This is a genomic window from Enterobacter sp. 22466 (assembly GCF_052044775.1).
In the GTDB taxonomy this organism is placed as follows: domain Bacteria; phylum Pseudomonadota; class Gammaproteobacteria; order Enterobacterales; family Enterobacteriaceae; genus Enterobacter; species Enterobacter dissolvens.
On sequence record NZ_JBQENX010000001.1, the window covers coordinates 618331 to 645189 of the forward strand.

At 58.2% G+C, this 26859-nt stretch carries 21 protein-coding genes and 1 pseudogene; 10 read left to right on the plus strand and 12 right to left on the minus strand.

Annotated features, from left to right (window positions below):
• Positions 1-62 precede the first annotated feature (62 nt).
• Both ACTJJI_RS02955 and ACTJJI_RS02960 read right to left on the minus strand, forming a co-directional pair.
• On the minus strand, positions 63-2426 hold the full coding sequence (locus ACTJJI_RS02955; RefSeq protein WP_440652978.1) for a TIM-barrel domain-containing protein: 2364 nt from the start codon (positions 2424-2426) through the stop codon (positions 63-65).
• A 17-nt stretch (positions 2427-2443) separates the two neighbouring features.
• Positions 2444-3745 (minus strand): MFS transporter, encoded by a 1302-nt coding sequence (locus ACTJJI_RS02960; RefSeq protein ID WP_014831193.1) that lies wholly within the window; start codon positions 3743-3745, stop codon positions 2444-2446.
• Positions 3746-4033: 288 nt separating this feature from the next.
• Here ACTJJI_RS02960 and ACTJJI_RS02965 point away from each other — a divergent pair, with 288 nt between their 5' ends.
• Positions 4034-5107, plus strand: coding sequence for a LacI family DNA-binding transcriptional regulator (locus tag ACTJJI_RS02965; RefSeq protein ID WP_046888102.1), 1074 nt, complete (start codon positions 4034-4036; stop codon positions 5105-5107).
• Here ACTJJI_RS02965 and ACTJJI_RS02970 read toward each other — a convergent pair.
• The 4 genes from ACTJJI_RS02970 to ACTJJI_RS02985 all read right to left on the minus strand — a co-directional run bounded on the left by ACTJJI_RS02970 (position 5104) and on the right by ACTJJI_RS02985 (position 10818).
• Entirely contained in the window at positions 5104-6360 is a 1257-nt protein-coding gene (locus ACTJJI_RS02970; RefSeq protein WP_440652981.1) for a DUF1479 domain-containing protein, read from the minus strand. The two genes, ACTJJI_RS02965 and ACTJJI_RS02970, sit on opposite strands and share 4 nt — an antisense overlap.
• Positions 6361-6511: 151 nt before the next feature.
• On the minus strand, positions 6512-7327 hold the full coding sequence (locus ACTJJI_RS02975) for a Cof-type HAD-IIB family hydrolase (RefSeq protein WP_014831196.1): 816 nt from the start codon (positions 7325-7327) through the stop codon (positions 6512-6514).
• Between the two features lie 154 nt (positions 7328-7481).
• Positions 7482-9914: a formate C-acetyltransferase/glycerol dehydratase family glycyl radical enzyme gene (locus ACTJJI_RS02980; protein ID WP_440652983.1), complete on the minus strand. Its 2433-nt coding sequence runs from the start codon at positions 9912-9914 to the stop codon at positions 7482-7484.
• 4 nt (positions 9915-9918) lie between these two features.
• Positions 9919-10818 carry a glycyl-radical enzyme activating protein gene (locus ACTJJI_RS02985; RefSeq protein WP_040020702.1) on the minus strand — a complete coding sequence of 300 codons (900 nt, stop codon included), beginning with the start codon at positions 10816-10818 and terminating at the stop codon, positions 9919-9921.
• A 128-nt stretch (positions 10819-10946) separates the two neighbouring features.
• Between ACTJJI_RS02985 and fsa the strand changes: the two genes are divergently transcribed.
• Positions 10947-11609 (plus strand): fructose-6-phosphate aldolase, encoded by a 663-nt coding sequence (fsa, locus tag ACTJJI_RS02990; RefSeq protein ID WP_153908386.1) that lies wholly within the window; start codon positions 10947-10949, stop codon positions 11607-11609.
• Positions 11610-11672: 63 nt separating this feature from the next.
• Here the strand turns inward: fsa and moeB are convergent, their stop codons facing one another.
• The gene (gene moeB, locus ACTJJI_RS02995) at positions 11673-12425 is read right to left on the minus strand and encodes a molybdopterin-synthase adenylyltransferase MoeB (RefSeq protein WP_248041753.1); all 753 of its coding nucleotides are present in this window, start codon (positions 12423-12425) and stop codon (positions 11673-11675) included.
• A gap of 1 nt (position 12426) precedes the next feature.
• The gene (gene moeA / locus ACTJJI_RS03000) at positions 12427-13659 is read right to left on the minus strand and encodes a molybdopterin molybdotransferase MoeA (protein ID WP_440652986.1); all 1233 of its coding nucleotides are present in this window, start codon (positions 13657-13659) and stop codon (positions 12427-12429) included.
• 189 nt (positions 13660-13848) lie between these two features.
• On the opposite strand from moeA, the pseudogene iaaA reads away from it, so the two are divergent.
• The 5 genes and pseudogenes from iaaA (at position 13849) to gsiD (ending at position 20071) form a co-directional block, all read left to right on the plus strand.
• A pseudogene (iaaA, locus tag ACTJJI_RS03005) lies at positions 13849-14812 on the plus strand (beta-aspartyl-peptidase).
• Positions 14799-16670, plus strand: a complete 1872-nt coding sequence (gsiA, locus tag ACTJJI_RS03010; RefSeq protein WP_440653540.1) for a glutathione ABC transporter ATP-binding protein GsiA — start codon at positions 14799-14801, stop codon at positions 16668-16670. The pseudogene iaaA and the gene gsiA overlap by 14 nt, the downstream one beginning before the upstream one ends.
• Positions 16671-16693: 23 nt before the next feature.
• The gene (gsiB, locus tag ACTJJI_RS03015; RefSeq protein ID WP_046888109.1) at positions 16694-18232 is read left to right on the plus strand and encodes a glutathione ABC transporter substrate-binding protein GsiB; all 1539 of its coding nucleotides are present in this window, start codon (positions 16694-16696) and stop codon (positions 18230-18232) included.
• Positions 18233-18237: 5 nt separating this feature from the next.
• Positions 18238-19158 (plus strand): glutathione ABC transporter permease GsiC, encoded by a 921-nt coding sequence (gsiC, locus tag ACTJJI_RS03020; protein WP_063425750.1) that lies wholly within the window; start codon positions 18238-18240, stop codon positions 19156-19158.
• A gap of 1 nt (position 19159) precedes the next feature.
• Positions 19160-20071: a glutathione ABC transporter permease GsiD gene (gsiD, locus tag ACTJJI_RS03025; RefSeq protein WP_440652989.1), complete on the plus strand. Its 912-nt coding sequence runs from the start codon at positions 19160-19162 to the stop codon at positions 20069-20071.
• A 63-nt stretch (positions 20072-20134) separates the two neighbouring features.
• Here gsiD and rimO read toward each other — a convergent pair whose 3' ends face one another.
• Entirely contained in the window at positions 20135-21460 is a 1326-nt protein-coding gene (gene rimO, locus ACTJJI_RS03030) for a 30S ribosomal protein S12 methylthiotransferase RimO (RefSeq protein WP_050859835.1), read from the minus strand.
• Positions 21461-21676: 216 nt separating this feature from the next.
• Between rimO and bssR the strand changes: the two genes are divergently transcribed.
• Positions 21677-22060 carry a biofilm formation regulator BssR gene (gene bssR / locus ACTJJI_RS03035; protein ID WP_013097430.1) on the plus strand — a complete coding sequence of 128 codons (384 nt, stop codon included), beginning with the start codon at positions 21677-21679 and terminating at the stop codon, positions 22058-22060.
• 106 nt (positions 22061-22166) lie between these two features.
• Positions 22167-23285 (plus strand): PQQ-dependent sugar dehydrogenase, encoded by a 1119-nt coding sequence (locus ACTJJI_RS03040; RefSeq protein WP_262787727.1) that lies wholly within the window; start codon positions 22167-22169, stop codon positions 23283-23285.
• On the opposite strand, the gene ACTJJI_RS03045 is transcribed toward ACTJJI_RS03040, so the two are convergent.
• Positions 23286-23912, minus strand: coding sequence for a glutathione S-transferase family protein (locus ACTJJI_RS03045; protein WP_047362345.1), 627 nt, complete (start codon positions 23910-23912; stop codon positions 23286-23288).
• Between the two features lie 240 nt (positions 23913-24152).
• Between ACTJJI_RS03045 and dacC the strand changes: the two genes are divergently transcribed.
• Entirely contained in the window at positions 24153-25358 is a 1206-nt protein-coding gene (dacC, locus tag ACTJJI_RS03050) for a serine-type D-Ala-D-Ala carboxypeptidase (protein WP_014831210.1), read from the plus strand.
• A 66-nt stretch (positions 25359-25424) separates the two neighbouring features.
• On the opposite strand, the gene deoR is transcribed toward dacC, so the two are convergent.
• A complete protein-coding gene (deoR, locus tag ACTJJI_RS03055) occupies positions 25425-26183 on the minus strand; it encodes a DNA-binding transcriptional repressor DeoR (protein WP_013097425.1) in 759 nt (252 codons plus the stop codon).
• 67 nt (positions 26184-26250) lie between these two features.
• Positions 26251-26859, minus strand: a complete 609-nt coding sequence (gene ybjG / locus ACTJJI_RS03060; protein ID WP_440652993.1) for an undecaprenyl-diphosphate phosphatase — start codon at positions 26857-26859, stop codon at positions 26251-26253.

Genomic DNA, 26859 nt, shown 5'->3' on the forward strand with positions numbered 1-26859 from the left:
GGGAAAGATGTAGTGCTTTTATTCCCTCTCCCGGTGGGAGAGGGTGAGGGCATCAGGCCGCACTACACCACCCACTCACTCCCTTCAACACCATTCACCCGCAGCGTACGTTTTTCCCCCGCCGGTAATGACACCTTCAGTGCTTTCCACGCCGGACGATAATCCCCGCGCGCATTGACCTTCAGGTTGATGGTCGCCCCATCGCACACCATTACCCACTCCACCCACAGCGCATTGCCGTTCTGATAGCCCCAGCTTTCACCGTCATCTTCAAACAGCAGACCACTGCTGGTGCCCACGCCTTTGACCGGGAACAGCTTCAGCTCGCGGGTGTCGTCTTTTTCCGCGCTGACGTGAGTGATGCGTTCGCTGAGCGGCAGACCGGCCCCGGCGCGCACCAGCAGCGGCAGTTTTTCCAGCGGCGCATCCAGAGCGATCCACTGCCCGCCCGCGTACCACGCGTGGGTGTAAAAATCGTACCAGCCGGTTTCGTTATCCGGCAGCCAGAGACGGCGCTCGCGCTGTCCGGCCTCCACCACGCTTGCCACCAGCAGGTCACGGCCCAGCAGGAACTCGTCGCACTCTTCAAAGGTCTGCGCATCGTGTTCGTGGTCGAGGAAGGTTGGGCGCAGCATCGGTTCGTCGTCAGCATGTGCCTGCCAGAGCAGGGTGTAGAGATACGGCAGCAGACGATAGCGCAGCTCAATGGCACCGCGAATAGCGGGGGTGACGCCCGGATACATCCACGGCTCGTTTACCGTGTGATCGTCATTCCAGGAGTGAATGGTAAAGCGCGGGTGCATCACGCCGTTCTGCACCCAGCGGACAAACAGCTCGGCGTCGGGTTTGTCGCCAGAAAAACCGCCCACGTCATGACCAACGTTAAACAGCCCGGACAGGCTCATACCCAGCCCCATGCGGATGTTATAGCGCAGGGTTTCCCAGTTGGTGCGGTTATCGCCGCTCCAGGTCTGAACGTAACGTTGCATCCCGGCGCAGCCGGAACGGGAGATCAGATACGGGCGCTTTTCCGGGGCAAACCGCTGCTGCGCTTCCAGCGAGGCGCGCATCATCAGCAGCGGCATCACCGGGCGGATGTGTTTAATGGCGATCTCCTTGCCAAAACCATGGCAGCGCGCTTCGCCGTCCCACACTTCGTACTCATTGTTATCGTTCCAGGTGGAGTCGATCCCCATCTCCAGCAGCTGCGTGGTGACCCCTTCCTGCCACCATTTCACCGTCTGCGGGTTGGTAAAGTCGAGGTGGGAACCTTCGTCATCCCAGAAGCTGGAGCGTTCTGGTGCGTCGGTTTCTGAATCACGAATGAACAGGCCGTTTTCCGCCACTTCGCTGTAGCGCGGGTGGTCCTGCAGCAGGCACGGCTTGATGTTCGCCGCCAGCCGCAGCCCCGCGTCGTGGAATGACTGGGTCATTACCTTCGGTTGCGGCACTTTGTCGTAGTTCCAGTTAAAGACGTAGCGCTTGCCGTTGATCGAGGTATAACCCGACGAGAGCTGGAACGAGTCGCACGGGATCGCATGCTCTTCGCACAGGCGAATAAAGTTCATCAGCTGGTTCTGCGCGTCCGGCGCGTCGGTGTAGTGCATGGTCGACCCGCTGTAGCCCAGGCTCCACTTTGGCCCGAACAGCGTTTTCCCGGTCAGGCGCACAAAGGCTTTGGTGACGTCCAGCACCCGTTTGCCGGTAAAGAGGTAATAATCGATATCACCCGCTTCCGCCTGCCAGCGACGATAGGCGGTGTGGTAGTTATCAATCTCGTTGCCCAGATCCAGCCAGCAACTGCTCAGGTTGTCGTAGAACAGGCCGTAACTCACATCATCGCGGCGGGTAAGGGTAAACGGGATGTGTTTGTACAGCGGGTCGGTGCTGGCCGCGTTGTAGCCCATGGCGTCGAGGTTGCGCATCTCGAAGCGCTTACCGTTGCGCTGCAGGTCGCCCGCTTTCTCACCCAGGCCGTAAAAACGCTCGTCCTTGCGACGGCTCAGGTAGTGCGCCACCCCGTCACCGTGAGCGTTCAACAGATAGGCACTGGTCGGGCGGTCATTGACCAGCGGCTGCCATTCACCGGCGTCATTGCGATAATGCCACTCCAGCCACAGCGGCTGATGAACGGTCACACGCAGCTGTTCGGTGGCAATTGTCAGCCCCTCATCCTGCTGGCTTAGCGTCCAGGCAGGGCAGGTGAAGCCGCTCAGATCGTCGCGACGACGGCCTTCCCACGGTACATCTTCTTCCGGGGCGATGCTCCAGGTGCGGTCCAGCGCCAGCTCACCTTTACGTTTGATCAGTACGCGGAACAGGTTCTCTTCCAGCACATACAGGCACAGGCGGTGCTGGTTATCCACCAGCAGTTCCAGATGGTTGGCCGACTGCTTATCGACGGTCCAGTTTTTCAGGGTTTTCATATGCAATACATCCACTATCAGGCGCGCTTGGCGCGACGTTCAGCAATAAATGCCACCAGGAAAACAGCGCCAATCAGGTCAAAGAAACCCATGGCAATAAAGAGCGGGTTGAAGCCGATTTTGTCGGCGGTCACACCAATCAACAGCGAGAACAGGAAGCTGGCGATCCACGCCGCCGAGCCGCGCATACCGTTAACGGTCGCCATCTGGCCTTTATCGAACGACTCCACCACCAGGGCGCTGAGCATGCAGGAGATGATCTGATGCCCGAAACCGCCGATGGAGATCAGCACGATGGTGATGTATGGGTCGCGGGTAATGGCGACCACCGCCAGAGAGATCATCAGGAACGCGCCGGTGACGGAGCTTGCCACCACGGAGTTGACGCGGGAGCAGCCAAACAGGCGGGTATACAGACGGGTGAGGTAACCGCTCGCCACGCTGCCGAGATCGGCGGCCAGGAACGGCAGCCAGGCAAACATCGCGATCTGCTTCAGGTCCATGCCGTGCTCCTTGGCGAGATACAGCGGCACCCAGAAACTCAGTACCGCCCAGGCCGGTTCCGCCATAAAGGCCGGGATGGCGATACCGTAGAAGCGTTTATTTTTTGAGACGGTTTTCAGCGCGGTCAGGAAGGGCAGCTTTACCGCAGGCGGCTCGTTATCCTGCTTGATAAACGCCAGTTCGTCCTTGCTCAGGTTCGGGTGCTGCTCCGGGTTGTGGTAGAACGCCCACCACAGGATCACCCACAGCAGCGCCAGCACGCCGGTAAACATAAACGCGCCCTGCCAACCGAACGAGGCGTGAGCAAAGTAAATGATAGGCGGGGCCAGCATCGCGCCGATGGAGAAGCCCACGCCGGCCCAGCCGGCGGCCACAGGACGTTCCGATTTCGGGAACCATTCACCAATGGTTTTGGCGTTTGCGGGCGTGGCGGCGGCTTCAGAGGCGCCCATAAAGAAGCGCAGGATCGCCAGGTGCAGCCAGCTTCCGGCACCCGCGTGGAAGATACACATCAGCGCCCAAATCCCGGCGCAGACCATAAAGCCAATCTTCAGACCGATCACGTCGATCAGCCAGCCGCACAGGGGCTGGAAAATGGTGTAGGCGATCTGGAATGCCCCGACGATCCAGGAGTACTGCTCGGTGGTGATCCCGAGGCTCTCTTTCAGTTCCGGGGCGAGGATCCCAAGTGAGTTTCGGGTGATGTAGTTAACGGTGACGCCAAGTAAGAACAGCACCAGCACATACCAGCGCAGGTTTTTAATGACGCGACGGGTTTTGCTTGCCGCAACGGTGTTATTAATGTCCTGACTCATTTTACTCTCCACAAGACGGACGGTAAGGGGACGGAGGTTCAGGTGTCACACAGTTTGTTATGCCTTTGATTTCTATCCGTTTAGAATGCTTAAGTTGCTATACAACTAGTATGGAAGTTGTGTGACAAGTTCACCTTAAGGGAGAAAATGAGTGGGCAATAGTGGATTTTGTGCAAAATTTCTCATAACTGAACATCATCATTTGGCATCATGGCTTTGACATCAGCTATTGCCTGATATGCACGCTATGAAAATTTTGTCATTTCGCAAATGGAGCCAGATCACAAAATGGACAAAAGGCTAAAAATCACCGAAATCGCCGCCCGGACCCAGCTCTCCATCAGCACCGTTTCGCGGGTCCTGGCCGGGAAGGCGAACACCAGTGAAAAAGCACGTGCGAAGGTGCTGGCATGCGCGCGCGAGCTGGGGGTGCTGGACGGAATGGCTGCGGGCCGTTTGCTGCTCAACAGTCTCGTTGTGTTCGCCCCACAGCGCGCCTTTGACGAGCGGTCTGACATCTTTTACTACCGTGTGATCCAGAGCGTGAGCAAAGGCCTGGCCTCGTACGATGTGCGTCTGCGCTACTGCGCGCTGGAGGAGAACGACAGCGACGCCCAGCTGTTTCTGGCGCGAATGAACGAGCCGGACACCCAGGCCGCCATCCTCCTCGGCATCGACGATCCGCATATCCACGACCTGGCGGTGGATGTCGGTAAACCCTGCATGCTGATTAACTGCCGCGACCGGCATATGCGCCTGCCTGCCGTCGCGCCGGACCATCGGGCCATTGGCGAGCGGGCGGCGGACTATCTGTTTGAAATGGGGCACCGTGAGGTGATGAACGTGCTTTGCCTGCGGCGTTACACCATGGAGCTGCGCCTCGCCGGGATCCGCGATGCGTGGCAGTCACACAATCTGACGTTCAACGATAAACGCGATTTGCTGGTGGCGCCGAGCTTCAGCGCACGCGAAACGGAGCAACTGGTCACCGACTGGCTGATCCACATGCAGGGAAAAGATTTGCCTACCGCGTTTCTGGTGGGGGGCGACTTTATGGCGGCGGGCACCATCAGCGCCCTGCAAAAACAGGGGTTGCGCGTACCGCAGGATATTTCGGTGATGAGCATTGACGGCTTTAATCTGGCGGCGATTCAGGATGTACCGTTAACCGCGGTGCATGTTCCACGCGATGAGCTGGGCACCGAAGCGGTGCATATGCTCCAGCAGCGGCTGATGCGCCCGGAGGCGCCGGTGGGAACATTGTTGCTTAACGGCACCCTGACCGTGCGGGAATCGGTCCGGCGGATACGTCAGGGCAAACGACGCACCGCCGTTGAGCGGGAAGGGCTGTACGACAGTTAAGCCATGCCCAGCGCACGCTTGCCGTGGATATTGAGATCGGCCACGGTAAAGCGATCCTGCCAGGTTTTTTCATAATCCTCGCGTGGGAAATCACCCGGTGATGCCCCGGTTTCCAGCGCCGCTTTCACCTTCTTCGCGTAGGCGAGGTTCTTCTCACACATTGGCGCGGCAGGAATGTACATCACGTTGCCCCAGCCCTGCTGATCCTCAACCGGCGCGACGGAGTGGATCACATCGCAGTGCCACCACACCGAATCACCCGCCTCCAGCGCCGGAATGCTGGTGAGCGCTTCGATAAGCAGCGGGTGCCATTTCTCTGACACCGGCAGAACGCGCCCCGGCGCGACGCCGCACAGTTCGTCCTCCGGCACGTCATCCAGCAATGGACGCAGCAGAATATAAGCCATCGCTTCCGGGATTGGCACCACGTGCAGCAGCCCCTGGCCCGGGATCATGTCCGACAGCGCCGTCCAGCCCTGGAAGGTGCGGAACACCGAACATTTGGTGGTGTTATCCACGGTGTACTCTTCCACTTCGGTACGGTGCGCGGCGTTCCACGGATCGTACTTATCGACGTTGCCGTCAAAGACGCGGGCGAAGACCTGTTGATAAGCCGGAAGCAGCCAGCGCTCCAGCGCGCCGGAGTCGGTATGCGCGCCCAGCCCTTTCGAGGTGGTTCCCGGCGGACGGCGGCGGATGCGATCCGGGTAAATCACGCTGACGTCCGGGTCGAACCACTGTTTGCCGTTGCTCTCGAATGTCCACAGACGGTTCAGAAACGACTGCACCTGCGCCATCTCTTCACTCTGGCGCGCCTGCATTTGCGCCTGTGACCAGTAGATAGGGTAAATCTCCGGGCGAGACGCCGTTAAGGTACCAAAGAAGTTATCGCCGGGCCCTTTATAGACTTCATCAAACTGGTTGAGAGCGAGGTAGTCGAGCATCGATTGATCCCATGCCAGCGCCTGCTCGCGCGGAAAATGACCTTTGATCACCGCGCAACCCCGGCGTTTGATCGCCTCGCGCTGAGCATCGCTAATGGTGCCATTTTTCACATCCGCAAACGGGATCACCGGCCAGACGGGCTCGCCTTTGTTTTTCAGGGCGTTAATTTCCGCCACGCGGGTCGCGATAGTATCGCTGAGCTTATCGAACACCGCCTGCACATCGCCGATTTGCGCCCGTAGCTCGCGCTTCATCTCACGGATTGCGGCTTTGTGATCCGCCGGCAAAGTTTCACTGGTAAACGTCATAACTGCCTCGCATCTTTCATTCGAAAGTAAAAATGTCTACAAGTGATACTTTAAGTTAAAAATTGGTTAATGCAAGTTTAAAAACTTGACGGGTAGCACAGGATGGAAAAAGAGTGAGGGGGGCCGGAGCGCGGCTCCGGCAGGAAGGGAATCAGGCGTCGAACGGGGAGTGGTGATCAAGCACCGCCTGAATAACGTTCAGCGCGCCCTGGTGGTTGTTGTCGTCGGTGCTGTAGCGGCTCACCGCTTTAATGCTTTCAGCCGCGTTGCCCATCGCAAAGGCGTATTTCACCAGCTTCAGCATCTCCGCGTCGTTGCCGCTGTCGCCAATACCCACGCACTCCTGCGGGGAGACTTTCCAGCGTTTCAGCAGACGGCTGATGCCATTGGCTTTGTGCAGGCCGGGGATAATCAAATCGACAAAACCAAAGCCGCTGGTGACCGGCTTCATAATGCCGTCCAGGGAGACATGCAGTTTATCGACCAGATTCGGGATATCGCTGTCCGGCAGGTTCAGGGAGAACTTGAACAGCACGTCGTTAATGTCGCGGTAGTCGCTGATACGCTTTAAGCGGTGATAGTGCTTTGACATCAGCGCCACGAACGCCTCCGGGGCCTGGTCGCTGACGTAAGCGCTGTCGAGACCGCAGGCCACAAAGTTCAGCCCTTTGTCTTTCAGCAGTTCGCCAATAACGATTTGCGACTCATGACGCGTCAGCTCGCCGTGGAAAATTTGTTCACCGTGATCGAAGACCAGCGCACCGTTTTCCGCCACAAAGGAGATCTGATCTTTCAGTTCCGGGAAGAAGGAGATGAGCTGGTAATACTGGTTACCGCTGGCGACAACAAATTCAATATTACGGGCTTTAAGCTGCTCAAACTGTGCCTGAAAGCGGTCACGATCGTACTGCTTGGCATCATCAAGGAAAGTTCCGTCCATATCGGTGACGATAACTTTAACGGTCATACTGTGCTCCTGGGTCACTGCGTTTTGAAACATTCTAATAACAAGGTGACGGGGAGCACAAATTTAATTTCATTCGAAAGTAAAAGCAAAACGGCAACCGACGTTGCCGCTTTAAGTCTTTTCTCCCTCTCCCGGTGGGAGAGGGGATACTTCGTTACAGCGTATGCTCCGTACGCGCAATGATATCGTCCTGCGCATCCGGCGACAGGGCGGTGAAGAACGCCGAGTAGCCTGCGACGCGTACCACGAGGTCACGATACTGGTCCGGGTGTTTCTTCGCGTCCAGCAGCGTTTCGCGTGAGACGATGTTGTACTGAATATGCCAGCCTTTATGCACCTCGAAGAAGGTACGCAGCAGCACCATCAGCTTCTGACGGTCGCTGTCGTTTTCCAGCGTCGACGGGTTCAGCTTCTGGTTTAACAGCACGCCGCCAAGAATGGCTTCGGTCGGCAGTTTACCCACGGAGCCGATCACCGCCGTTGGACCGAGGTGATCGGTACCGGAGGCCGGACTGGCGCCTTCCGCCAGCGGGGTGTGCGCTTTGCGTCCGTCCGGCGTCGCCATTGTCGCTGCACCAAACGGCACGTTTGCGGAGATGGAGGACGTGCCCGCGTAGTAGTTACCGCCAATGGGGCCACGGCCGTAACGCGGGTTGTGATACTGCTTCAGCTCGTCAATGTAGGTCTGATAAGCGCGGGTCAGCAGCATGTCCACACTGTCGTCGTCGTTACCGTACTTCGGCGCGCCGTTGATAAGACGCTGACGCAGCTGCTCGTGGGTCAATCCGTCGAAATCGTCCGCCAGCGCCGCCGACAGCTGTTGCTGACCGATGACGCCCTGCTCGAACACCAGTTTCTTCACCGCCGCCAGGCTGTTACCGAGGTTGGCAATCCCCACCTGCAGGCCGGAGACCCAGTCATACTTCGCGCCGCCCTGCTTGATGCTTTTCGCCCGTTCGATGCAGTCATCCACCAGCGCCGAGCAGAGGATATCGTGGACGTTCTCTTCCAGCATGGTGTCCACGACATACTCAATCTCGATGGATTTACGGGTGTAATAGCGGATCTGGGTATCCCAGGCCGTCATCACCTCGTCGAAATTGCTGAAGTTACCGGCAGAGAGCGCTTTTTCCTGCGGCAGGAACACTTTCCCGCTGGTGGCATCGCGGCCGCCTTCCAGCGCGGCGAGCATCACGCGGGCGAAGTTGATAAAGCTCATGCCGGTGCAGCGGTAGCCCCACTTGCCGCCAACGGCGGTTTCGATGCAGCCGATGGCGGCATAGTCGTACGCATCTTCTTTTTCCACGCCGAGCTTGATGAATTCCGGGATCACGATTTCATCGTTGTTGAACGCCGGCATGCCGAAGCCGCAGCGGATCACCTGCACGCAGGCGTCGAGGAAGTCGTTGCTCATCCCTGCGTGATAACGCACGCTCAGGTTTGGCTGGGTGGAGCGCAGACGACCGCAGGATTCCAGAATCGCGTATGAGAGCGGGTTGACCGCGTCCATTGGCTCACCGTTGACCAGCTTCTGACCGCCGATGGTGACGTTTTGGTACAGCGGGCTGCCTGCGGAGGCTTTGGAGTGCGAGCCGGAGCGGATCTTGTTCACTTCCAGCAGCTTCAGCCAGCAGCTGTGCAGAAGCTCGATGGCGTGCTCGCGGTCGAGGCTGTGGTTCAGCTCTACGTCGCGACGGTAGTACGGGTAGAGATACTGGTCCATACGGGCGAACGACACGGAGTGGCCGTTGGACTCAATCTGCAGGATCAGCTGAATGAAGTAGCACAGCTGCAGCGCCTGCCAGAAGGTTTTTGGCGGTTCATGGGCAATCGCGTCACAGTTTTCCGCTATCGCCAGCAGCTCGTCGCGGCGGTTTTCACGGGTTTCAGTGGCCGCCATTTCACGCGCCAGGGCTGCGAAACGTTCGATATGCAGACTTGCCGCCTCCAGCACGATATCAATCGCTTTCAGGAACTGATCGCCGTGCAGGTCGTCCAGTACTGTCAGGTTGATGCGCGAGCGGCGCTCGGCCACTTTAGCGCGCAGGCCGTCGAGCCCTTTTTCCAGCACCAGCGGGAAGTTTACCGCCAGGTGCGCGTCGCCGGAGGTCATGTTGCCTTCGGCTTTGATAATGCCGGTTTCCAGCAGGCTTTTCTGCTCGTCGGTGAACATGCCGTAACAGCGATCCTGCACCGTCTGGCCGCGCCACCACGGGCAGATCTCATGCAGGACGCGCTTATTCTCTTCGCTGACCGCAAAGCCTGCGCCGGGGCGGTCCGCCAGATCGTCAATCTCTTTCTCAATCCAGGAGACGGTATATTCCGGGAAGATCGGCGCGGCGCGCACTTCACTTGCCTGGTTACCGACGATCAGCTCATCGTGTTTGATCCAGATGGTGCGCTGCGCGAGATGATGCGCCAGCGCCAGCGCGCGACGCACCGGGATCGGTTTATCCATATGTTGCTGGTACATTTCAGTGTAGTGCTGCGCGCGCTCGGTACAGACCGGCGGCTTCACGATATGCACCAGGGCCATTTTGTGCGCTTTAATGCGCTCGCTGAGGGTGTTGAGATTCAGGGTAGTCATCGTTTTATCCTCGTAAGGTCGCGGTTAACCCTTTCTGGCAGGCATACTGCTGTGCAAAATCCAGTAGCGCAGGGTTATCCAGCGGTTTGTCAGGGGCAGAGTAGGGTTGGCCGAGCAGGGTGTATTTGTTCATGCCCAGCGTGTGATACGGCAGAAAGTGAATGTCGCGAACGTTCAGTTCGTCGGCGGCGAAATTGGTAATGGCGGTAACAGAGGCTTCATCGGCGTTAAAGCCCGGGATCAGCGGCACGCGGATGATGATTTTTTTCCCGGCGGCCGCCAGGCGTTTCAGGTTGTCCAGGATGCGTTTTGCCGAGCCGTCCGTCCACTGTTTGAACACCTCTGCATCCACATGCTTCAGGTCGGCGAGGAACAGATCGATATACGGTAGTGAAGGCGCGATATAGTGCCACGGCACGTGAAGGCAGGTTTCGACGGCGGTATGAATACCCTGTTCATGGCTGGCTTTAAACAGCGCCAGTGCCAGATCGGGGTTCATAAACGGCTCGCCGCCGGAGAGGGTGATTCCGCCGCCGCTGCGGTCGTAAAACGGCTTGTCGCGCAGGACGGTCGCCATGATCTCCTCCACCTGACGTTCTTCACCACACACGGTGAGCGCCTGCGTCGGGCAGCAGTCGGTAAGGGCGTTAAGCGTCTGTTCGTCTAGTTTCTCACGGTGGATGACCAGCCCGTTCAGCGCACGTTCGATACAGCCCGGTGCCGCCTGCTGGCACAGATCGCAGCCGTCCAGGCAAAGACGTGCATCAAACAGCACGTCCCGCGTGCGGGCCCGGCTTTCCGGGTTCTGGCACCAGCGACAGCCCAGCGAGCAGCCTTTCAGGAACACCACGGTACGGATCCCGGGGCCATCGTGGGTAGAGTAACGCTGAATATTGAAGATCATGATTTTGCCTCTCATCTTGCATATGAATATTAAATTACTTTCGAATGAAAGTTATCTTGATGCAGGTCAACTCCTGAGCAGGTTTTGTCGTGATAGGGTAAGTGCAGGCTAAAATTGAGGGCGACATCATGGAACTTTATCTCGACACTTCTGACGTTGCGGCAGTGAAAAAGCTCGCACGCATCTTCCCGCTGGCGGGCGTAACCACCAACCCCAGCATTGTGGCGGCAGGCAAAACGCCGCTTGAGGTTCTGCTGCCAGAACTGCACGACGCGCTGGGTGGCAAAGGCCGTCTGTTCGCGCAGGTGATGGCCACCACCGCCGAAGGCATGGTGGACGATGCGCGTAAGCTGCGTACCATCATTAACGACCTGGTGGTGAAAGTGCCGGTGACGGCGGAAGGGCTGGCGGCGATCAAAATGCTGAAAGCAGAAGGGATCCCGACGCTGGGGACCGCAGTATATGGTGCTGCACAGGGGATGTTGTCCGCGCTGGCGGGGGCAGAGTATGTCGCGCCTTACGTTAACCGCGTGGATGCGCAGGGCGGAGACGGGATCCAGACCGTTGTGGAATTACAGCAGTTGCTGACGCTGCATGCTCCGCAATCAAAAGTGCTGGCGGCGAGCTTCAAAACCCCGCGTCAGGCGCTGGATTGCCTGCTGGCCGGCTGTGAGTCCATTACGCTGCCGCTGGACGTGGCGCAGCAGTTCATTACCTCTCCGGCGGTGGATGCGGCGATCGTGAAGTTTGAGCAGGACTGGCAGGGGGCGTTTGGACGGACGGCTCTCTGACGCGTTATCTCCCTCTCCCTGTGGGGAGAGGGCCGGGGTGAGGGCATCAGGCCGCAACGAGGTTTAACCGCTGCACACCTCACACCCCGGATTACGCATCAGCTTCATCTCGCGGAACTGGCAGGTCATTGCGTCATACATCACAATTTTCCCCGCCGCTGGCGTACCGTAACGGGTCAGCACTTTGATCGCTTCCATCGCCTGCAGTGACCCGATCACGCCGACTAACGGCGCCATTACGCCCGCCTCGACGCAGGTGAGCGCATTCTCGCCAAACAGGCGGCTCAGACAGCGATAGCACGGTTCGCCTTCAGCATAGGTAAAGACGCTGATCTGTCCTTCCATGCGGATTGCCGCGCCAGAAACCAGCGGCGTTTTGTGGGTAAAACAGCCTGCGTTTAGCTGGTTGCGGATGGCAACGTTATCGGTACAGTCCAGCACCAGATCGTGCTTTGCGATCTGCGCGTATAACGCCTCGTCATCCAGCATCGCGTTAATCGGGGTGAACTGAACGTGGGGGTTGATACGCGTTAACGCTGCGTGGGCAGAGTCCACCTTCGGCTGGCCAAGTGTCGCATCGCTGTGCAGCGTCTGGCGCTGCAGGTTTGACACCGACACGGTATCAAAGTCCAGCAGCGTCATCTTGCCCACGCCCGCCGCGGCGAGGTATTGCGCGGCGGCGCAGCCCAGACCGCCCAGGCCGACGACCAGCACACTGGCCGCCTTGAGTGCTTCCTGACCATCAAAATCAAAACCGCGCAGCACAATCTGGCGGTTATAGCGCATCATCTCTTCATCGCTCAGTTCCGCCGCCATCTCAGCCTCCGAACAGGTGGTTAAAGCGCTCCACCTCAACCCATTCGCCAGCTTCCACATTGCCACGCTCGCGCTCCAGCACGATAAAGCAGTTACCCTGGCTGAAGGAGCTGAAAATGTGCGAGCCCTGATGGCCGGTGGTGCTCACTTCCAGCTCGCCCTCCGCGTTGCGCGTCAGAATACCGCGCTGGAAATCGAGACGACCGGGGGATTTCTTAAGGCGCGTAGCAGCACGCACGCGCTGGCGTACCGGCAGCGGACTGGCACGGTTACCCGAAAGCTTCGCCAGCAGCGGGATCACCAGCTGGTAGAAGGTCAGGGCGGCAGAGACCGGGTTACCCGGCAGGCCGCAGAACCAGCTGTGCTTAAGCTTGCCAAAAGCGAACGGTTTGCCCGGCTTGATGGCCAGCTTCCAGAAGGCGATTTCACCCAGCTCTTCCAGGATGGTTTTGGTGTAATCCGCTTCACCCACCGAAACACCGCCGGAGCTGATCACCACGTCGGCCGCGTTGTCTGCCTCAATAAAGGCGGCGCGCAGTTTTTCCGGGTCATCAGGAATGATGCCAAGGTTAATCACCTCACACCCCAGTTGCTCCAGCATCAGGTGTACCGCCAGACGGTTGGTGTCGTAAATCTGCCCGTCCTGCAGCGGCTGGCCCGGAAGCTGCAGTTCGTCACCGGTAGAAAAGAGCGCCACGCGCACCTGACGGATCACCTCAATGTCCGCGATACCGAGCGAGGCCAGTACCGGCAGTTCACCCACCGTCAGCTTCTGCCCCGCAGCGAATACCGTTGCGTCAAGAGCAATATCTTCGCCGGTACGGCGGATGTTCTGGCCTGCTCTGACGCTGGCGGTAAAGCGCACGCCGTCAACGGTCTGTTCGGTCTCTTCCTGCATCACCACCGCATCGCAGCCTGCGGGGACTGGCGCGCCGGTCATGATGCGCACGCAGGTGCCCGCAGGCCATTCACCGGCAAATGGTTGACCGGCAAAGGCTTTACCCGCGACAGGCAGCGCCTGACCCGTCTGGAGATCCGCCAGGCGTACCGCGTAACCGTCCATCGCGGAGTTATCAAACCCCGGCACGTTAAGCGGAGAGACAATATCGCGCGCGGCAATACGGCCAAAGCAGTGCGCTAACGGCAGCGTCTCAACGTCGTGCAGCGGGGAAAGTCGATCAAGCATCTGCGTGAGTGCCGTCTCAAGCGGCATCAGTCCGGCGGTAAAATCCATGGTGGGCTCCAGCACAGTAACAACGAAAGCGCTCATTATGGCAGAAAAGTGCGGCTAACTGTATGACCCACCATGAGTACCCTTTACATCGCAGTTGCGTCTTTCTATATTCAAAAATTATCTGAAGAATCATCAACGATAATGATATTTATAGAAAAAGCCGCCATGCAGGCTGACAGGTGAGGCGAAATGGTTAATGCGGTAATCGCAATTCATGGCGGCGCCGGGGCTATTACCCGTGCACAGCTCACTCCTGAGCAGGAGAAGCGCTACATTGATGCGCTCTACGCCATTGTTGAAACGGGCCAGCGAATGCTGGAGGCGGGCGAAAGCGCGCTGGATGTGGTGACCGAAGCGGTGCGTCTGCTGGAAGAGTGTCCGCTGTTCAATGCGGGGATAGGGTCCGTGTATACGCGTGACGAGACGCACGAGTTGGATGCCTGCGTGATGGATGGCGTCACCCTGAAAGCAGGGGCCGTGGCGGGCGTGAGTCATCTGCGCAACCCGATTCTGGCGGCGCGACGGGTGATGGAGGAGAGTCCTCATGTGCTACTGACGGGCGTCGGGGCGGAAAACTTTGCCTTCGAACACGGGATGGAGCGGGTATCACCGGATCTTTTTTCCACTGACGAGCGCTACCAGCAGCTGCTGGCAGCCCGTACGGCGGGCATGACGCAGCTGGATCATTCTGCACCGCTCGATGAAACCACCAAAATGGGCACGGTTGGCGCGGTGGCACTGGATAAAGCCGGTAATCTGGCGGCGGCCACCTCAACCGGCGGTATGACCAACAAGTTACCGGGGCGGGTGGGCGACAGTCCGTTGCCGGGCGCCGGGTGCTATGCCAATAATGCCACGGCGGCGGTCTCCTGCACTGGGACCGGCGAAGTGTTTATTCGCACCCTTGCGGCGTACGACATTACCGCCCTGATGGATTACGGCGGGCTCAGCCTGAGTGAGGCCTGCGAGCGTGTGGTGATGGAAAAGTTGCCCGCGCTGGGCGGTGAGGGTGGACTCATCGCGGTGGATCGTGAAGGCAACGTGGCCCTGCCGTTCAACAGCGAAGGGATGTACCGCGCCTGGGGCTATGCTGGTGACGAACCCAGTACCGGGATCTATCGTGAATAAGGGGGCAACGCGTGCCGCACAGTGAAGAGCTGGATAACCGCGAAGTGCTGGCTGTCCATCAGCTGAATATTGCGTTTCAGGAAGAGCAGCAGTTCATCCCCGCAGTTGAGAATTTATCGTTCTCGCTCAACCGCGGCGAAACGCTGGCGATTGTGGGTGAGTCCGGTTCCGGGAAATCGGTCACCGCACTGGCGCTGATGCGCCTGCTGGAACAGACGGGCGGGCAAATCAGCAGCGAGAAGATGCTCCTGCGCCGTCGCAATCGTCAGGTCATTGATGTAAACGAGCTGAGCGCAGCACAGATGCAGGGCGTGCGCGGGGCGGATATCGCGATGATCTTCCAGGAGCCGATGACCTCGCTGAACCCGGTCTTCCCGGTCGGGGAACAAATTGCTGAGTCCATCCGTCTGCATCAAGGGCTGAGCGGCGATGAAGCGCTCCTGGAAGCCAAACGGATGCTGGAGCTGGTTCGCATTCCGGAGGCGCAGGCGATCCTCGGGCGCTATCCGCATCAGCTCTCCGGCGGGATGCGTCAGCGGGTAATGATTGCCATGGCGCTCTCCTGCCGTCCGGCGGTATTGATTGCCGACGAACCGACGACAGCGCTGGATGTCACCATCCAGGCGCAGATCCTGCAGCTTATCAAAGTGCTGCAGCAGGAGATGGAGATGGGGGTGATTTTTATCACCCACGATATGGGCGTAGTCGCCGATATTGCCGATCGCGTGCTGGTGATGCACCAGGGCAAGGCGGTAGAAACCGGCACGGTCGAGCAGATTTTCCATGCGCCCGCGCATCCCTATACCAAAGCGCTGCTGGCGGCGGTTCCGCGTCTGGGAGCGATGAACGGCAGCGAGCTACCGCGCCGTTTCCCGCTGATTTCCCTTGAGGCGGCGGGCCGTCAGGAAGACGAAACCGAGCAGGACACCGTGGTGCCCGGCAAGCCCATACTGGAAGTGCGGGGTCTGGTGACCCGTTTTCCTCTGCGCAGCGGCATTTTCAACCGTGTGAAGCGTGAAGTCCATGCGGTGGAAAACGTCAGTTTTGATCTGTGGCCAGGCGAAACGCTGGCGCTGGTGGGAGAGTCGGGCTGCGGCAAATCCACCACCGGGCGCGCGTTACTCCGGCTGGTGGCGTCGCAGGAAGGGACCATTACCTTTAACGGTGAGCGGATCGATACCCTTGCGGACAGCAAACTTCAGGCGGTGAGGCGGGATATCCAGTTTATTTTTCAGGACCCTTATGCCTCTCTGGATCCGCGCCATACGGTGGGGTATTCGATTATGGAGCCGCTGCGGGTGCATAACCTGCTCGACGGCGACGCCGCACAGCGTCGGGTGGCGTGGCTGCTGGAACGCGTGGGCCTGAAGCCGGAACATGCCTGGCGTTACCCGCATGAGTTTTCCGGTGGCCAGCGACAGCGTATCTGTATTGCCCGCGCGCTGGCCCTGAATCCAAAAGTGGTGATTGCGGACGAGTCCGTCTCGGCGCTGGATGTCTCTATCCGCGCGCAAATCATCAATTTATTGCTCGACTTACAGCGGGATATGGGGATTGCCTTCCTCTTTATTTCCCATGACATGGCGGTGGTTGAACGCATCAGCCATCGTGTGGCGGTGATGTATCTGGGGCAAATCGTCGAGATTGGTCCGCGGCGGGCGGTGTTTGAGAACCCGCAGCACCCGTACACCCGTAAGCTGATGGCAGCGGTACCGGTTGCTGATCCCGCCCATCGTCACGGCCAGCGCGTGCTGCTGCAGGATGAGATGCCGAGCAATATTCGTAAACGGGGCGAGATCATGGAGCGGGTCACGCTGCGTGAGGTGGGCCCCGGTCATTTTGTTGCCCCACCGCGTCAGGACAATGCATTTTCGCGGTTATAACCTATAACAGGCAGGAGAACACAATGGTTAAATTTGTTGCTCGTACATGGCTGTTAGCCGCGAGCGTGACGGCAGCCCTGGCCGTGTCCCCCGCGTTCGCTGCCAAAGATGTGGTGGTTGCCGTTGGCTCCAATTTCACTACCCTCGATCCCTATGACGCCAACGATACGCTGTCGCAGGCGGTCGCCAAATCGTTCTACCAGGGGCTGTTTGGCCTGGACAGAGAGATGAAGCTGAAAAATGTGCTGGCGGAAGGGTACACCGTATCGGATAACGGGCTGGTGTATACCATCAAGCTCAGAACCGGCGTGAAGTTCCAGGATGGCACCGATTTCAACGCGGAGGCGGTGAAGATCAACCTCGATCGCGCCAGCAACCCGCAAAACAGCCTCAAGCGCTACAACCTTTATAAAAATATCGCCAGCACTGAAGTGGTTGACCCGACAACGGTGAAAATCACCCTCAAAGAGCCGTTCTCAGCCTTTATCAATATTCTGGCGCATCCGGCGACGGCGATGATCTCGCCTGCTGCGCTGAAAAAATACGGCAGTGAGATTGGGTTCCATCCGGTCGGGACCGGCCCGTATGAGCTGGTTACCTGGAACCAGACGGACTTTGTGAAGGTGAAGAAATTCGCCGGCTACTGGCAGCAGGGGCTGCCGAAGCTCGACACCATTACCTGGCGTCCGGTGGTGGACAACAACACCCGCGCGGCGATGTTGCAAACCGGCGAGGCGCAGTTTGCCTTCCCGATCCCGTACGAGCAGGCGGCGATCCTGCAGAAGAACAGCAAGCTGGAGCTGGTGGCCAGTCCGTCCATTATGCAGCGTTACATCAGTATGAACGTAACGCAAAAACCGTTTGATAATCCCAAAGTGCGCGAGGCCATTAACTACGCCATTAACCGTCAGGCGCTGGTAAAAGTCGCCTTCGCGGGCTTCGCCACCCCGGCCACCGGCGTCCTGCCGCCGGCTATTGCCTATGCGCAAAGCTATCAGCCGTGGCCATACGATCCGGCGAAAGCCCGTGAACTGTTAAAAGAGGCGGGCTTCCCGAACGGCTTTAGCACCACGCTGTGGTCGTCACATAATCACAGTACCGCGCAGAAGGTGCTGCAGTTCACCCAGCAGCAGCTGGCGCAGGTCGGTATTAAGGTGCAGGTCACCGCAATGGATGCCGGACAGCGTGCGGCTGAAGTGGAAGGTAAAGGCCAGAAAGAGAGCGGCGTGCGGATGTTCTACACCGGCTGGTCGGCCTCTACCGGTGAGGCCGACTGGGCGCTGTCGCCGCTGTTCGCCTCGCAGAACTGGCCGCCGACCCTGTTCAACACGGCATTCTACAGCAATCCGCAGGTGGACAAAGATCTTGCCGATGCGCTGAAAACCACGAAACCAGACGAGAAAGCGCGCCTCTACAAAGACGCTCAGGATATCATCTGGAAAGAGTCGCCGTGGGTACCGCTGGTGGTGGAAAAACTGGTTTCTGCGCATAACAAAGCGTTGACCGGGTTCTACATCATGCCGGATACGGGCTTTAGCTTTGACGATGCGGATTTAAAATAACACTCATGCTCAATTATGTTTGTAAACGCCTGCTCGGGCTTATCCCGACGCTGCTGATTGTGGCGGTGCTGGTGTTTTTGTTTGTTCATATGTTACCAGGCGATCCGGCACGGCTGATCGCAGGGCCAGAAGCGGACGCGACGGTGATAGAGCTGGTGCGTAAACAGCTGGGCCTCGACCAGCCTCTGTATATGCAGTTTCTCCATTATATGTGCAACGTTCTGCAGGGCGATTTTGGTATCTCAATGGTGTCGCGTCGTCCGGTGTCGGAAGAGATTGCCAGCCGCTTTATGCCCACGTTCTGGTTAACGATAGCCAGCATGAGCTGGGCGGTGGTGTTTGGGCTTGGCGCCGGGATTGTCGCTGCCGTCTGGCGCAACCGCTGGCCGGACAAGCTTGGCATGGCGCTGGCGGTGACCGGGATCTCTTTCCCGGCCTTTGCGCTGGGGATGCTCCTGATGCAGATTTTCTCCGTGGAGCTGGGCTGGTTGCCCACCGTCGGAGCCGACACCTGGAAGCACTACATCCTGCCGTCCATGACGCTGGGCGCGGCCGTTTCAGCGGTGATGGCACGTTTTACCCGCGCCTCGTTCGTTGACGTGTTGAGTGAGGACTACATCCGCACCGCACGGGCGAAAGGGGTGAGCGAGAAGTGGGTCATCCTCAAGCACGGTTTTCGCAACGCGATGATCCCGGTGGTGACCATGATGGGGCTGCAATTTGGTTTCCTGCTGGGTGGCTCTATCGTGGTGGAAAAGGTCTTCAACTGGCCGGGGCTGGGGCGCCTGCTGGTGGATTCGGTCGAGATGCGCGACTATCCGGTCATTCAGGCGGAAGTCCTGCTCTTCTCGCTGGAATTTATTCTTATCAATTTAGTGGTGGATGTGCTGTACGCCGCCATTAATCCGGCCATCAGGTATAAGTAAGATGCGATTGTTGAACTGGCGTCGTCAGGCCATTGTAAACGCTATGCCGGGGCTGAAGCCGGACCATATCCGCACCCCATGGTTTGAATTCTGGCGGCGCTTTCGTCGCCAGCCTGTCGCCATGACGGCGGGGCTGTTTGTACTGCTGCTGATTGTGGTGGCGGCCATTGCGCCGTGGGTGGCACCGTATGATGCGGAAAACTACTTTGATTACGACCGCCTGAATGACGGACCGTCGATGATGCACTGGTTCGGTGTGGACTCTCTGGGGCGCGATATTTTTAGCCGCGTGCTGATGGGCGCGCAGATATCGCTCGCCGCCGGGGTGTTTGCGGTTCTGATCGGTGCGGTGATTGGCACCGTCCTGGGCCTGGCTGCGGGGTATTACGAAGGCTGGTGGGACCGGATCATTATGCGCATTTGCGACGTGCTGTTTGCCTTTCCCGGCATTTTGCTGGCGATTGCGGTTGTCGCCATTATGGGCAGCGGCATGGCGAACGTCATCATCGCCGTCGCGGTCTTTTCGATCCCGGCGTTTGCCCGCCTGGTGCGCGGCAATACGCTGGTACTGAAGCAGCAGACCTTTATTGAATCCGCCCACAGTATGGGGGCCAGCGACGCCAACATCCTCTTCAGCCATATTCTGCCGGGGACGGTGTCGTCGATTGTGGTCTATTTCACCATGCGTATCGGCGTGTCGATTATCTCGGCCGCCAGCCTGTCGTTTCTGGGACTAGGCGCACAGCCACCGACGCCGGAGTGGGGCGCGATGCTCAACGAGGCGAGGGCAGATATGGTGATTGCGCCGCATGTAGCGATATTCCCGAGTCTGGCGATTTTCCTGACCGTGCTGGCGTTCAACCTGCTGGGGGATGGGCTGCGCGATGCGCTGGATCCGCGGATTAAGGGGTAGGGCAGTGGAATGTGCCGGGTGGCGGCTACGCCTTACCCGGCCTGAAAATGAGGTGCAGCGAGATTAAACCCGGCTACCCCAGAGATCGTACTCGTCGGCGTTTTCCACTTTCACGCGAATGATGTCACCCGGCTTGACGCTGGTTTCGCCGTTCAGGTACACCGCGCCGTCGATTTCAGGGGCATCCGCCATGCTGCGGCCAATCGCGCCTTCTTCGTCAACTTCGTCGATGATGACCATAATTTCGCGGCCCACTTTCTCCTGCAGACGTTCAGCAGAGATCTGCTGTTGCAGCTGCATGAAGCGGTTCCAGCGCTCTTCTTTCACCTCTTCCGGCACCTGATCCGCCAGTTCGTTAGCGGTCGCGCCTTCAACCGGGCTGTACTTGAAGCAGCCCACGCGGTCCAGACGGGCCTCTTTCAGGAAGTCGAGCAGCATCTGGAAGTCTTCTTCGGTTTCACCCGGGAAGCCAACGATGAAGGTCGAACGCAGGGTCAGATCCGGGCAGATTTCACGCCACTGCTTGATGCGCGCCAGCTGGCGGTCAACGGAGCCTGGGCGTTTCATCAGCTTCAGGATACGCGGGCTGGCGTGCTGCAGCGGGATATCCAGGTACGGCAGGATTTTGCCTTCGGCCATCAGCGGGATCACGTCATCAACGTGCGGATAAGGGTAGACGTAGTGCAGACGCGTCCAGATGCCCAGTTTAGCGAGCTGTTCGCACAGGCCGACCATGCTGGTTTTCACCGGCTCGCCGTTGTGGAAACCGGAACGGTGCTTCACATCCACGCCGTAGGCAGAGGTGTCCTGGGAGATCACCAGCAGCTCCTTCACGCCCGCGTCCGCCAGACGTTTGGCTTCTGCCAGCACGTCGCCAATTGGGCGGCTCACCAGATCGCCACGCATGGACGGGATAATGCAGAAGGTGCAGCGATGGTTGCAGCCTTCGGAAATTTTCAGGTAAGCGTAGTGACGCGGTGTCAGCTTCACGCCCTGTTCCGGCACCAGGCTCAGGAACGGGTTGTGCTTAGGCTTGGGTACGTAGTGATGAACATGTTCCAGCACCTGCTCGTAGCTGTGTGGACCGGTGATCTCCAGCACCTTCGGGTGCACTTCACGGATCTGGTCTTCTTTTGCGCCCAGGCAGCCGGTCACAATCACTTTGCCGTTTTCCGTCAGGGCTTCACCAATGGCTTCCAGGGATTCCTGAACCGCGCTGTCGATAAACCCGCAGGTGTTCACGATCACCATGTCGGCGTTGTCGTAGCTTGGCACCACGTCGTAGCCCTCGGTGCGAAGTTCGGTCAGGATGCGTTCAGAATCCACCAGGTTTTTCGGGCAGCCCAGGGAGACAAAGCCGATTTTCGGCGGGTGCGTAACATTGCTCATAGGTTAAAAATTCATCAATTATGGAGTTATCAGGGCGGGATTTTACAGCGTATCGCGGGGGATTTATACACTCTTTGCAGTGCAGATGGTGCCCGCGAAGGTTGTAACATTGTAAAGAATGTTAATCAGTTAAGAATAATTGATCTCAGGCATTAAACTGTACAAAAAATAACCTTATTCTGACTGTGCACAGGGGCTGACAGAGGAGGAATGAGCATGTCCGTTGACAGACTGAAACGCGATCTGCTGAACAAGCTGATCAACGCCCGAATCGACCTTGCCGCATATCTGCAACTGAGGAAGGCGAAAGGGTATATGTCAGTCAGCGAAAGCGAACATCTGCGTGATAATTTCTTTGAACTTTGCAATTTCATGCGTGAAAAAGCACCCATCCTGAAAGCGGAATACGCCGAAAGCGAATGTATTGCGCTGCGCCGCGCCGCCGAGGTGCTCTCCATTGCCGGGGTTTGTCTGATGAACGGACGCCATGACTGCCCAACTTTTATCGCTGTAAACGCGGAGAAGCTTGAAAACTGCCTGACAACGCTCTCTCTATGCATCATGTGTCTGAACGAGCACGCGAAGCTTGAACAGCACTGATTCCGGGGGAGGCAACTCCCCCTTCTGATTAAGCTTTTGTAAAAGTGATAACGCGCCCGGACGTAGTGGCTAATCTTTATGCCATATGCCGATAAAGGAGCGCGTTATGCACCGATCCTCGCTGATTTTCCTGCCTGCGTTGTTATTTCCGTTTTCGCTCCTTGCTGCGCCTGATGCGGTCAAGGTTGAGGTATTGCAGAACAAACTCGAACACCCCTGGTCGCTGGCGTTCCTGCCGGATAATAAAGGGCTGCTCGTGACGTTGAAGGGCGGCCAGTTGAAACACTGGCAGGCCGGAAAAGGGCTGTCAGACCCGATAACAGGGGTGCCCAAAGTCTGGGCCAACGGACAGGGAGGACTGCTGGACGTGGTGCTGGCGCCGGATTTTGCCACCTCGCGCCGCGTCTGGCTGAGCTACGCCGAGGCAGGCGCTGACGGCAAAGCCGGAACGGCGGTGGGTTATGGGCGCTTAAGCGACGATCTTTCCCGCCTTGAGGCGTTCCAGGTGGTGTTCCGTCAGATGCCGAAACTCTCCACCGGTAACCACTTTGGCGGAAGACTGGTGTTTGATGGCAAAGGCTATCTGTTTATTGCGCTGGGCGAAAACAACAAGCGCCCGACGGCGCAGGATCTGGATAAACTCCAGGGGAAAGTGGTGCGCCTGACGGAGGATGGCAAAGTCCCGCCGGATAACCCCTTTGTAAACACCGCCGGTGCGCGGCCGGAAATCTGGTCTTATGGCATTCGTAACCCGCAAGGGATGGCGATGAACCCGTGGAGCGACACGCTGTGGCTTAACGAACACGGCCCGCGGGGCGGGGATGAGATCAACATCCCGGAGAAAGGGAAAAACTATGGCTGGCCGCTGGCGACCCACGGTATCAACTATAGCGGATTAAAAATCCCTGAGGCGAAAGGTGAACACGTTGAAGGAACCGAAAAACCGCTGTTTGTCTGGAAAGTCTCACCCGCCGTGAGCGGGATGGCGTTTTATGACAGTGACGTATTCCCGCAGTGGAAAAACAAGCTGTTTATCGGGGCGCTGAAGGAGAAGGACGTGATCGTCCTGAGCGTGAACGGCAACACGGTGACCGAGGACGGGCGGATCCTGGGCGACCGGGATCAGCGTATCCGCGATGTGCGCGTCGGGCCGGACGGCTATCTGTATGTTCTGACCGATGAAACGGACGGGCAGTTGCTGAAAGTCAGCCCGTCCGGGACGTGATCAGCTTACCGGGATCATCACCACGTTACGGTACGCCGGGCGTTCGCTCAGCTGTTTACGCCAGCGATCCAGGTGTGGGCGCGGCATCCACGTCAGACCGATGTTGGTCAGGTTCCAGACAAATGGCGCAACGGCAATATCGCCCACGCCGAAGTCCGCACCCGAGAACCAGGCGTGCTTCGCCAGCTCATCGTCCATCATCGCAAACAGATGTTCACAGGCGTCCTGCGCCGCACGAATGGCGGGATAGTCGCGCTCGGCTTCCGGGGTTCTGACCAGCCCCATCAGGATCACGCGGTGCGTGGGGGAGAGCGTCTGGTTGGCCCAGTCCATCCATTTTTCCCCCTGCGCGCGGCGGGCCGGATTTTCTACCCACAGACGGCCTTGCCCATACTGGGCGGCCAGATAGCGGACAATGGTGTTGGATTCCCACAGTGTGGCGTCCGTCTCATCATCGCGCAGCAGCGGCACCAGGCCGTTCGGGTTCATCGCCAGGTAGTCGGCGTCTTTATTAACCCCATACTGCAAACCCGCCATTATCTGGTTAAACGGTAAATCCAGCTCCTCCAGCGTCCAGAGCACTTTTTTGACGTTGGTCGAATTATTCCTGCCCCACAGCGTAATCATAATTACTCCCGATAGATGTGAATCCGAGTCAGCTTTTCGCCATGGTGAGATAAACCTAACAATTACGCAACAGAAGAGAAAAAAATCGCCTTAATCAAAGCGTATCTGAATGTTATTGCATAAACTTTAATAACTTTACCCTCGTTGGGTTTCATTAACCGTTTTAGTGCGCTATTACTCATCGCTTCTTGCGACACGGTGATGTGACGTAATTTTTGAATGGACACTCGGGTGGCATTTATGACGCGAAAAATGACTTCTCTGCGCAGCCTGGCGGCAGGCTCTGCGCTCCTTTTCCTGTTTGCACCAACTCTCTATGCGGCTGAGCAGGCTGCGCCCGAAGCGCCGCCGGTAGATGCGCGTGCCTGGATCCTGATGGATTACTCCAGCGGTAAAGTGCTGGCGGAAGGCAATGCGGATGAGAAACTCGACCCGGCCAGCCTGACCAAAATCATGACCAGCTACGTGGTGGGCCAGGCCTTGAAGGCAGGTAAGATCAAGCTGGACGATATGGTCACTATCGGGAAAGACGCCTGGGCGACCGGTAACCCGGCGCTGCGCGGGTCATCGGTCATGTTCCTGAAACCCGGCGATCAGGTTTCCGTTTCCGATCTGAATAAAGGGGTGATTATCCAGTCCGGCAACGATGCCTGTATCGCCCTGGCAGATTATGTCGCGGGAAGCCAGGACTCGTTTATTGGCCTGATGAACGGCTATGCGCAAAAGCTGGGTCTGACCAATACCACCTTTAAAACCGTCCACGGCCTGGATGCGCCGGGCCAGTTCAGTACCGCGCGCGATATGGCGCTGCTCGGCAAGGCGCTCATCCACGATGTGCCGGACGAATATGCCATCCACAAAGAGAAAGAGTTTACCTTTAATAAAATCCGCCAGCCGAACCGCAACCGTCTGCTGTGGAGCAGCAACGTCAACGTTGACGGGATGAAAACCGGCACCACGGCCGGGGCGGGTTATAACCTGGTGGCCTCTGCGACCCAGGGTGACATGCGTCTGATCTCGGTGGTGCTGGGCACCAAAACCGACCGTATTCGTTTTAACGAGTCAGAAAAACTGCTGACCTGGGGCTTCCGCTTCTTTGAAACCGTGACGCCGATTAAACCGGATGCCACGTTCGTCAGCCAGCGCGTCTGGTTTGGTGACAAGAGTGAGGTGAACCTGGGGGCCGGTGAAGCCGGGTCGGTGACCATTCCACGTGGTCAGCTGAAAAACCTGAAAGCGAGCTATACCCTGACCGATCCACAGCTCACCGCGCCGCTGAAAAAAGGCCAGGTGGTCGGGACGATTGATTTCCAGTTAAACGGTAAGTCGATTGAACAGCGTCCGCTGATTGTAATGGAAGCGGTCGAAGAGGGCGGCTTCTTCAGCCGGATGTGGGACTTCGTGATGATGAAATTCCATAGCTGGTTTGGCAGCTGGTTTAGTTAAGTCTTCCAGCTTTTCACCCTCTCCCAGTGGGAGAGGGCCGGGGTGAGGCATCAGACCGCACCCCTCTCAATACATCAACTTCACCTGCTGCGCCTTCGCGTAGGTCACGTATTCTTCATCCGGGCGGCAATCGCTGACGATGGCATTGAACTGTGCCAGCTCGCCCATCCGTGCCGGACGCACCTTGCCGAACTTGCTGTGATCCACCACCAGCACATGGTATTGCGCGGCGCTTAACGCCCAGTGTTTTACCGGCAGCTCTTCCAGGTTAAAACAGGTTGCCCCCTGACGGGTACTGACGCCCGCCGCGGAGTAAAAGGCAATATCCGGGCACAGATTGCTGAGCGTATCCTGAAGATTGAGCGGCTTAAAAATGGCGTTACTGGCGTGGAACTCACCGCCACAGAGGATCACCCGGCACTCGGGTTTCTCCTGAAGGGCCAGGAAGGTGTTCAGCGAGTAGCACACGGCGGTAAAGGGGATGCTGCTGTCGATGGCTTCGATTATCCACGGCGTGGTGGTGCCGCAGTCAAAAAACAGCGTCTGGTGGGGTTGTACCAGAGAGGCCGCCAGGCGTGCGGCTTTGCGTTTCTCTTCAACCAGGCGCGTCTTTTGATCGCTGATCAGATAATGACTGGCGCTACGCGGCTCCAGCACGATATACCCGCCCAGCAGCACGACGGGCGCGCTCTCGCTGTTCAGGTCACGGCGAATGGTCATCTCTGAAACGCCGAGGAGGGTAGCGGCTTCCTTAAGATGAAGCTTATCACTGCGCTTCAGCGCCTGTATCAGCTGAGCTATGCGGTCATCGCGGCGTGTTTCCATAGATCCTCAGGATGAAAAAGTGAGCCCCCGCAGGGCGGGGGCTCAAGTGTAACCTGTCATACCGGGGTTAGTCACGTATCCAGCCTTTGCGGATCGGGATAGCGAAAAGGGTGCGATAGAGAGACGAGAGTCCGCGGTACAGCGTCAGCCCGAAGAGGTTCCACAGGATCGCCGCGCTGACGCAGCCGATCAGCCCCACCAGGAAGCCGCCAACCATATCCAGCGGCCAGTGTACACCCAGATACACGCGAGACCAGGCAATGGCGACCGCAATGGCCATCAGCAGTGCACCTGACCACAGGCGATGCCAGAACAGGAAGGCCAGCGCAAAAGCAAAGATCACCGTACCGTGATCGCTTGGGAACGAGTCATCCGGCGCGTGGTGCAGGAAGGTATAGCCGACGTGTTCGACAAAAGGACGATCGTGCGGGAAGGCGAGACCCAGAACATAGCTGACCAGCACGCTGACCCCGAGCGTCATCGCCACTTTGATCACCAGCTGACGCTGCGCGTTGACCTGGTTGCGCGGTCCCCACAGCCAGAGGATGGCCGCCAGCACCGGCACAATACTGATCAGATCTTTTGCCAGGAAAGTGGCCAGATCGATCATCCACTCAGGCGAGGCCGGGGTGGCGTTGATCAGATAAAACAGCTGGTAATTCAGATTCTCTAACAT

What these genes read in the sequence shown, in the direction of transcription:
- gsiC (WP_063425750.1), top strand. Translation starts at nt 18,238, where the DNA reads ATGCTCAATTATGTTTGTAAACGCCTGCTCGGGCTTATCCCGACGCTG.
- rimO (WP_050859835.1), bottom strand. Translation starts at nt 21,460, where the DNA reads ATGAGCAATGTTACGCACCCGCCGAAAATCGGCTTTGTCTCCCTGGGC.
- gsiD (WP_440652989.1), top strand. Translation starts at nt 19,160, where the DNA reads ATGCGATTGTTGAACTGGCGTCGTCAGGCCATTGTAAACGCTATGCCG.
- ACTJJI_RS02970 (WP_440652981.1), bottom strand. Translation starts at nt 6,360, where the DNA reads ATGACGTTTACCAGTGAAACTTTGCCGGCGGATCACAAAGCCGCAATC.
- fsa (WP_153908386.1), top strand. Translation starts at nt 10,947, where the DNA reads ATGGAACTTTATCTCGACACTTCTGACGTTGCGGCAGTGAAAAAGCTC.
- ACTJJI_RS02955 (WP_440652978.1), bottom strand. Translation starts at nt 2,426, where the DNA reads ATGAAAACCCTGAAAAACTGGACCGTCGATAAGCAGTCGGCCAACCAT.
- ACTJJI_RS02985 (WP_040020702.1), bottom strand. Translation starts at nt 10,818, where the DNA reads ATGATCTTCAATATTCAGCGTTACTCTACCCACGATGGCCCCGGGATC.
- deoR (WP_013097425.1), bottom strand. Translation starts at nt 26,183, where the DNA reads ATGGAAACACGCCGCGATGACCGCATAGCTCAGCTGATACAGGCGCTG.
- ACTJJI_RS02980 (WP_440652983.1), bottom strand. Translation starts at nt 9,914, where the DNA reads ATGACTACCCTGAATCTCAACACCCTCAGCGAGCGCATTAAAGCGCAC.
- moeA (WP_440652986.1), bottom strand. Translation starts at nt 13,659, where the DNA reads ATGGATTTTACCGCCGGACTGATGCCGCTTGAGACGGCACTCACGCAG.
- ACTJJI_RS02975 (WP_014831196.1), bottom strand. Translation starts at nt 7,327, where the DNA reads ATGACCGTTAAAGTTATCGTCACCGATATGGACGGAACTTTCCTTGAT.
- dacC (WP_014831210.1), top strand. Translation starts at nt 24,153, where the DNA reads ATGACGCGAAAAATGACTTCTCTGCGCAGCCTGGCGGCAGGCTCTGCG.
- gsiB (WP_046888109.1), top strand. Translation starts at nt 16,694, where the DNA reads ATGGTTAAATTTGTTGCTCGTACATGGCTGTTAGCCGCGAGCGTGACG.
- moeB (WP_248041753.1), bottom strand. Translation starts at nt 12,425, where the DNA reads ATGGCGGCGGAACTGAGCGATGAAGAGATGATGCGCTATAACCGCCAG.
- ACTJJI_RS03040 (WP_262787727.1), top strand. Translation starts at nt 22,167, where the DNA reads ATGCACCGATCCTCGCTGATTTTCCTGCCTGCGTTGTTATTTCCGTTT.
- ACTJJI_RS03045 (WP_047362345.1), bottom strand. Translation starts at nt 23,912, where the DNA reads ATGATTACGCTGTGGGGCAGGAATAATTCGACCAACGTCAAAAAAGTG.
- ybjG (WP_440652993.1), bottom strand. Translation starts at nt 26,859, where the DNA reads ATGTTAGAGAATCTGAATTACCAGCTGTTTTATCTGATCAACGCCACC.
- bssR (WP_013097430.1), top strand. Translation starts at nt 21,677, where the DNA reads ATGTCCGTTGACAGACTGAAACGCGATCTGCTGAACAAGCTGATCAAC.
- ACTJJI_RS02960 (WP_014831193.1), bottom strand. Translation starts at nt 3,745, where the DNA reads ATGAGTCAGGACATTAATAACACCGTTGCGGCAAGCAAAACCCGTCGC.
- ACTJJI_RS02965 (WP_046888102.1), top strand. Translation starts at nt 4,034, where the DNA reads ATGGACAAAAGGCTAAAAATCACCGAAATCGCCGCCCGGACCCAGCTC.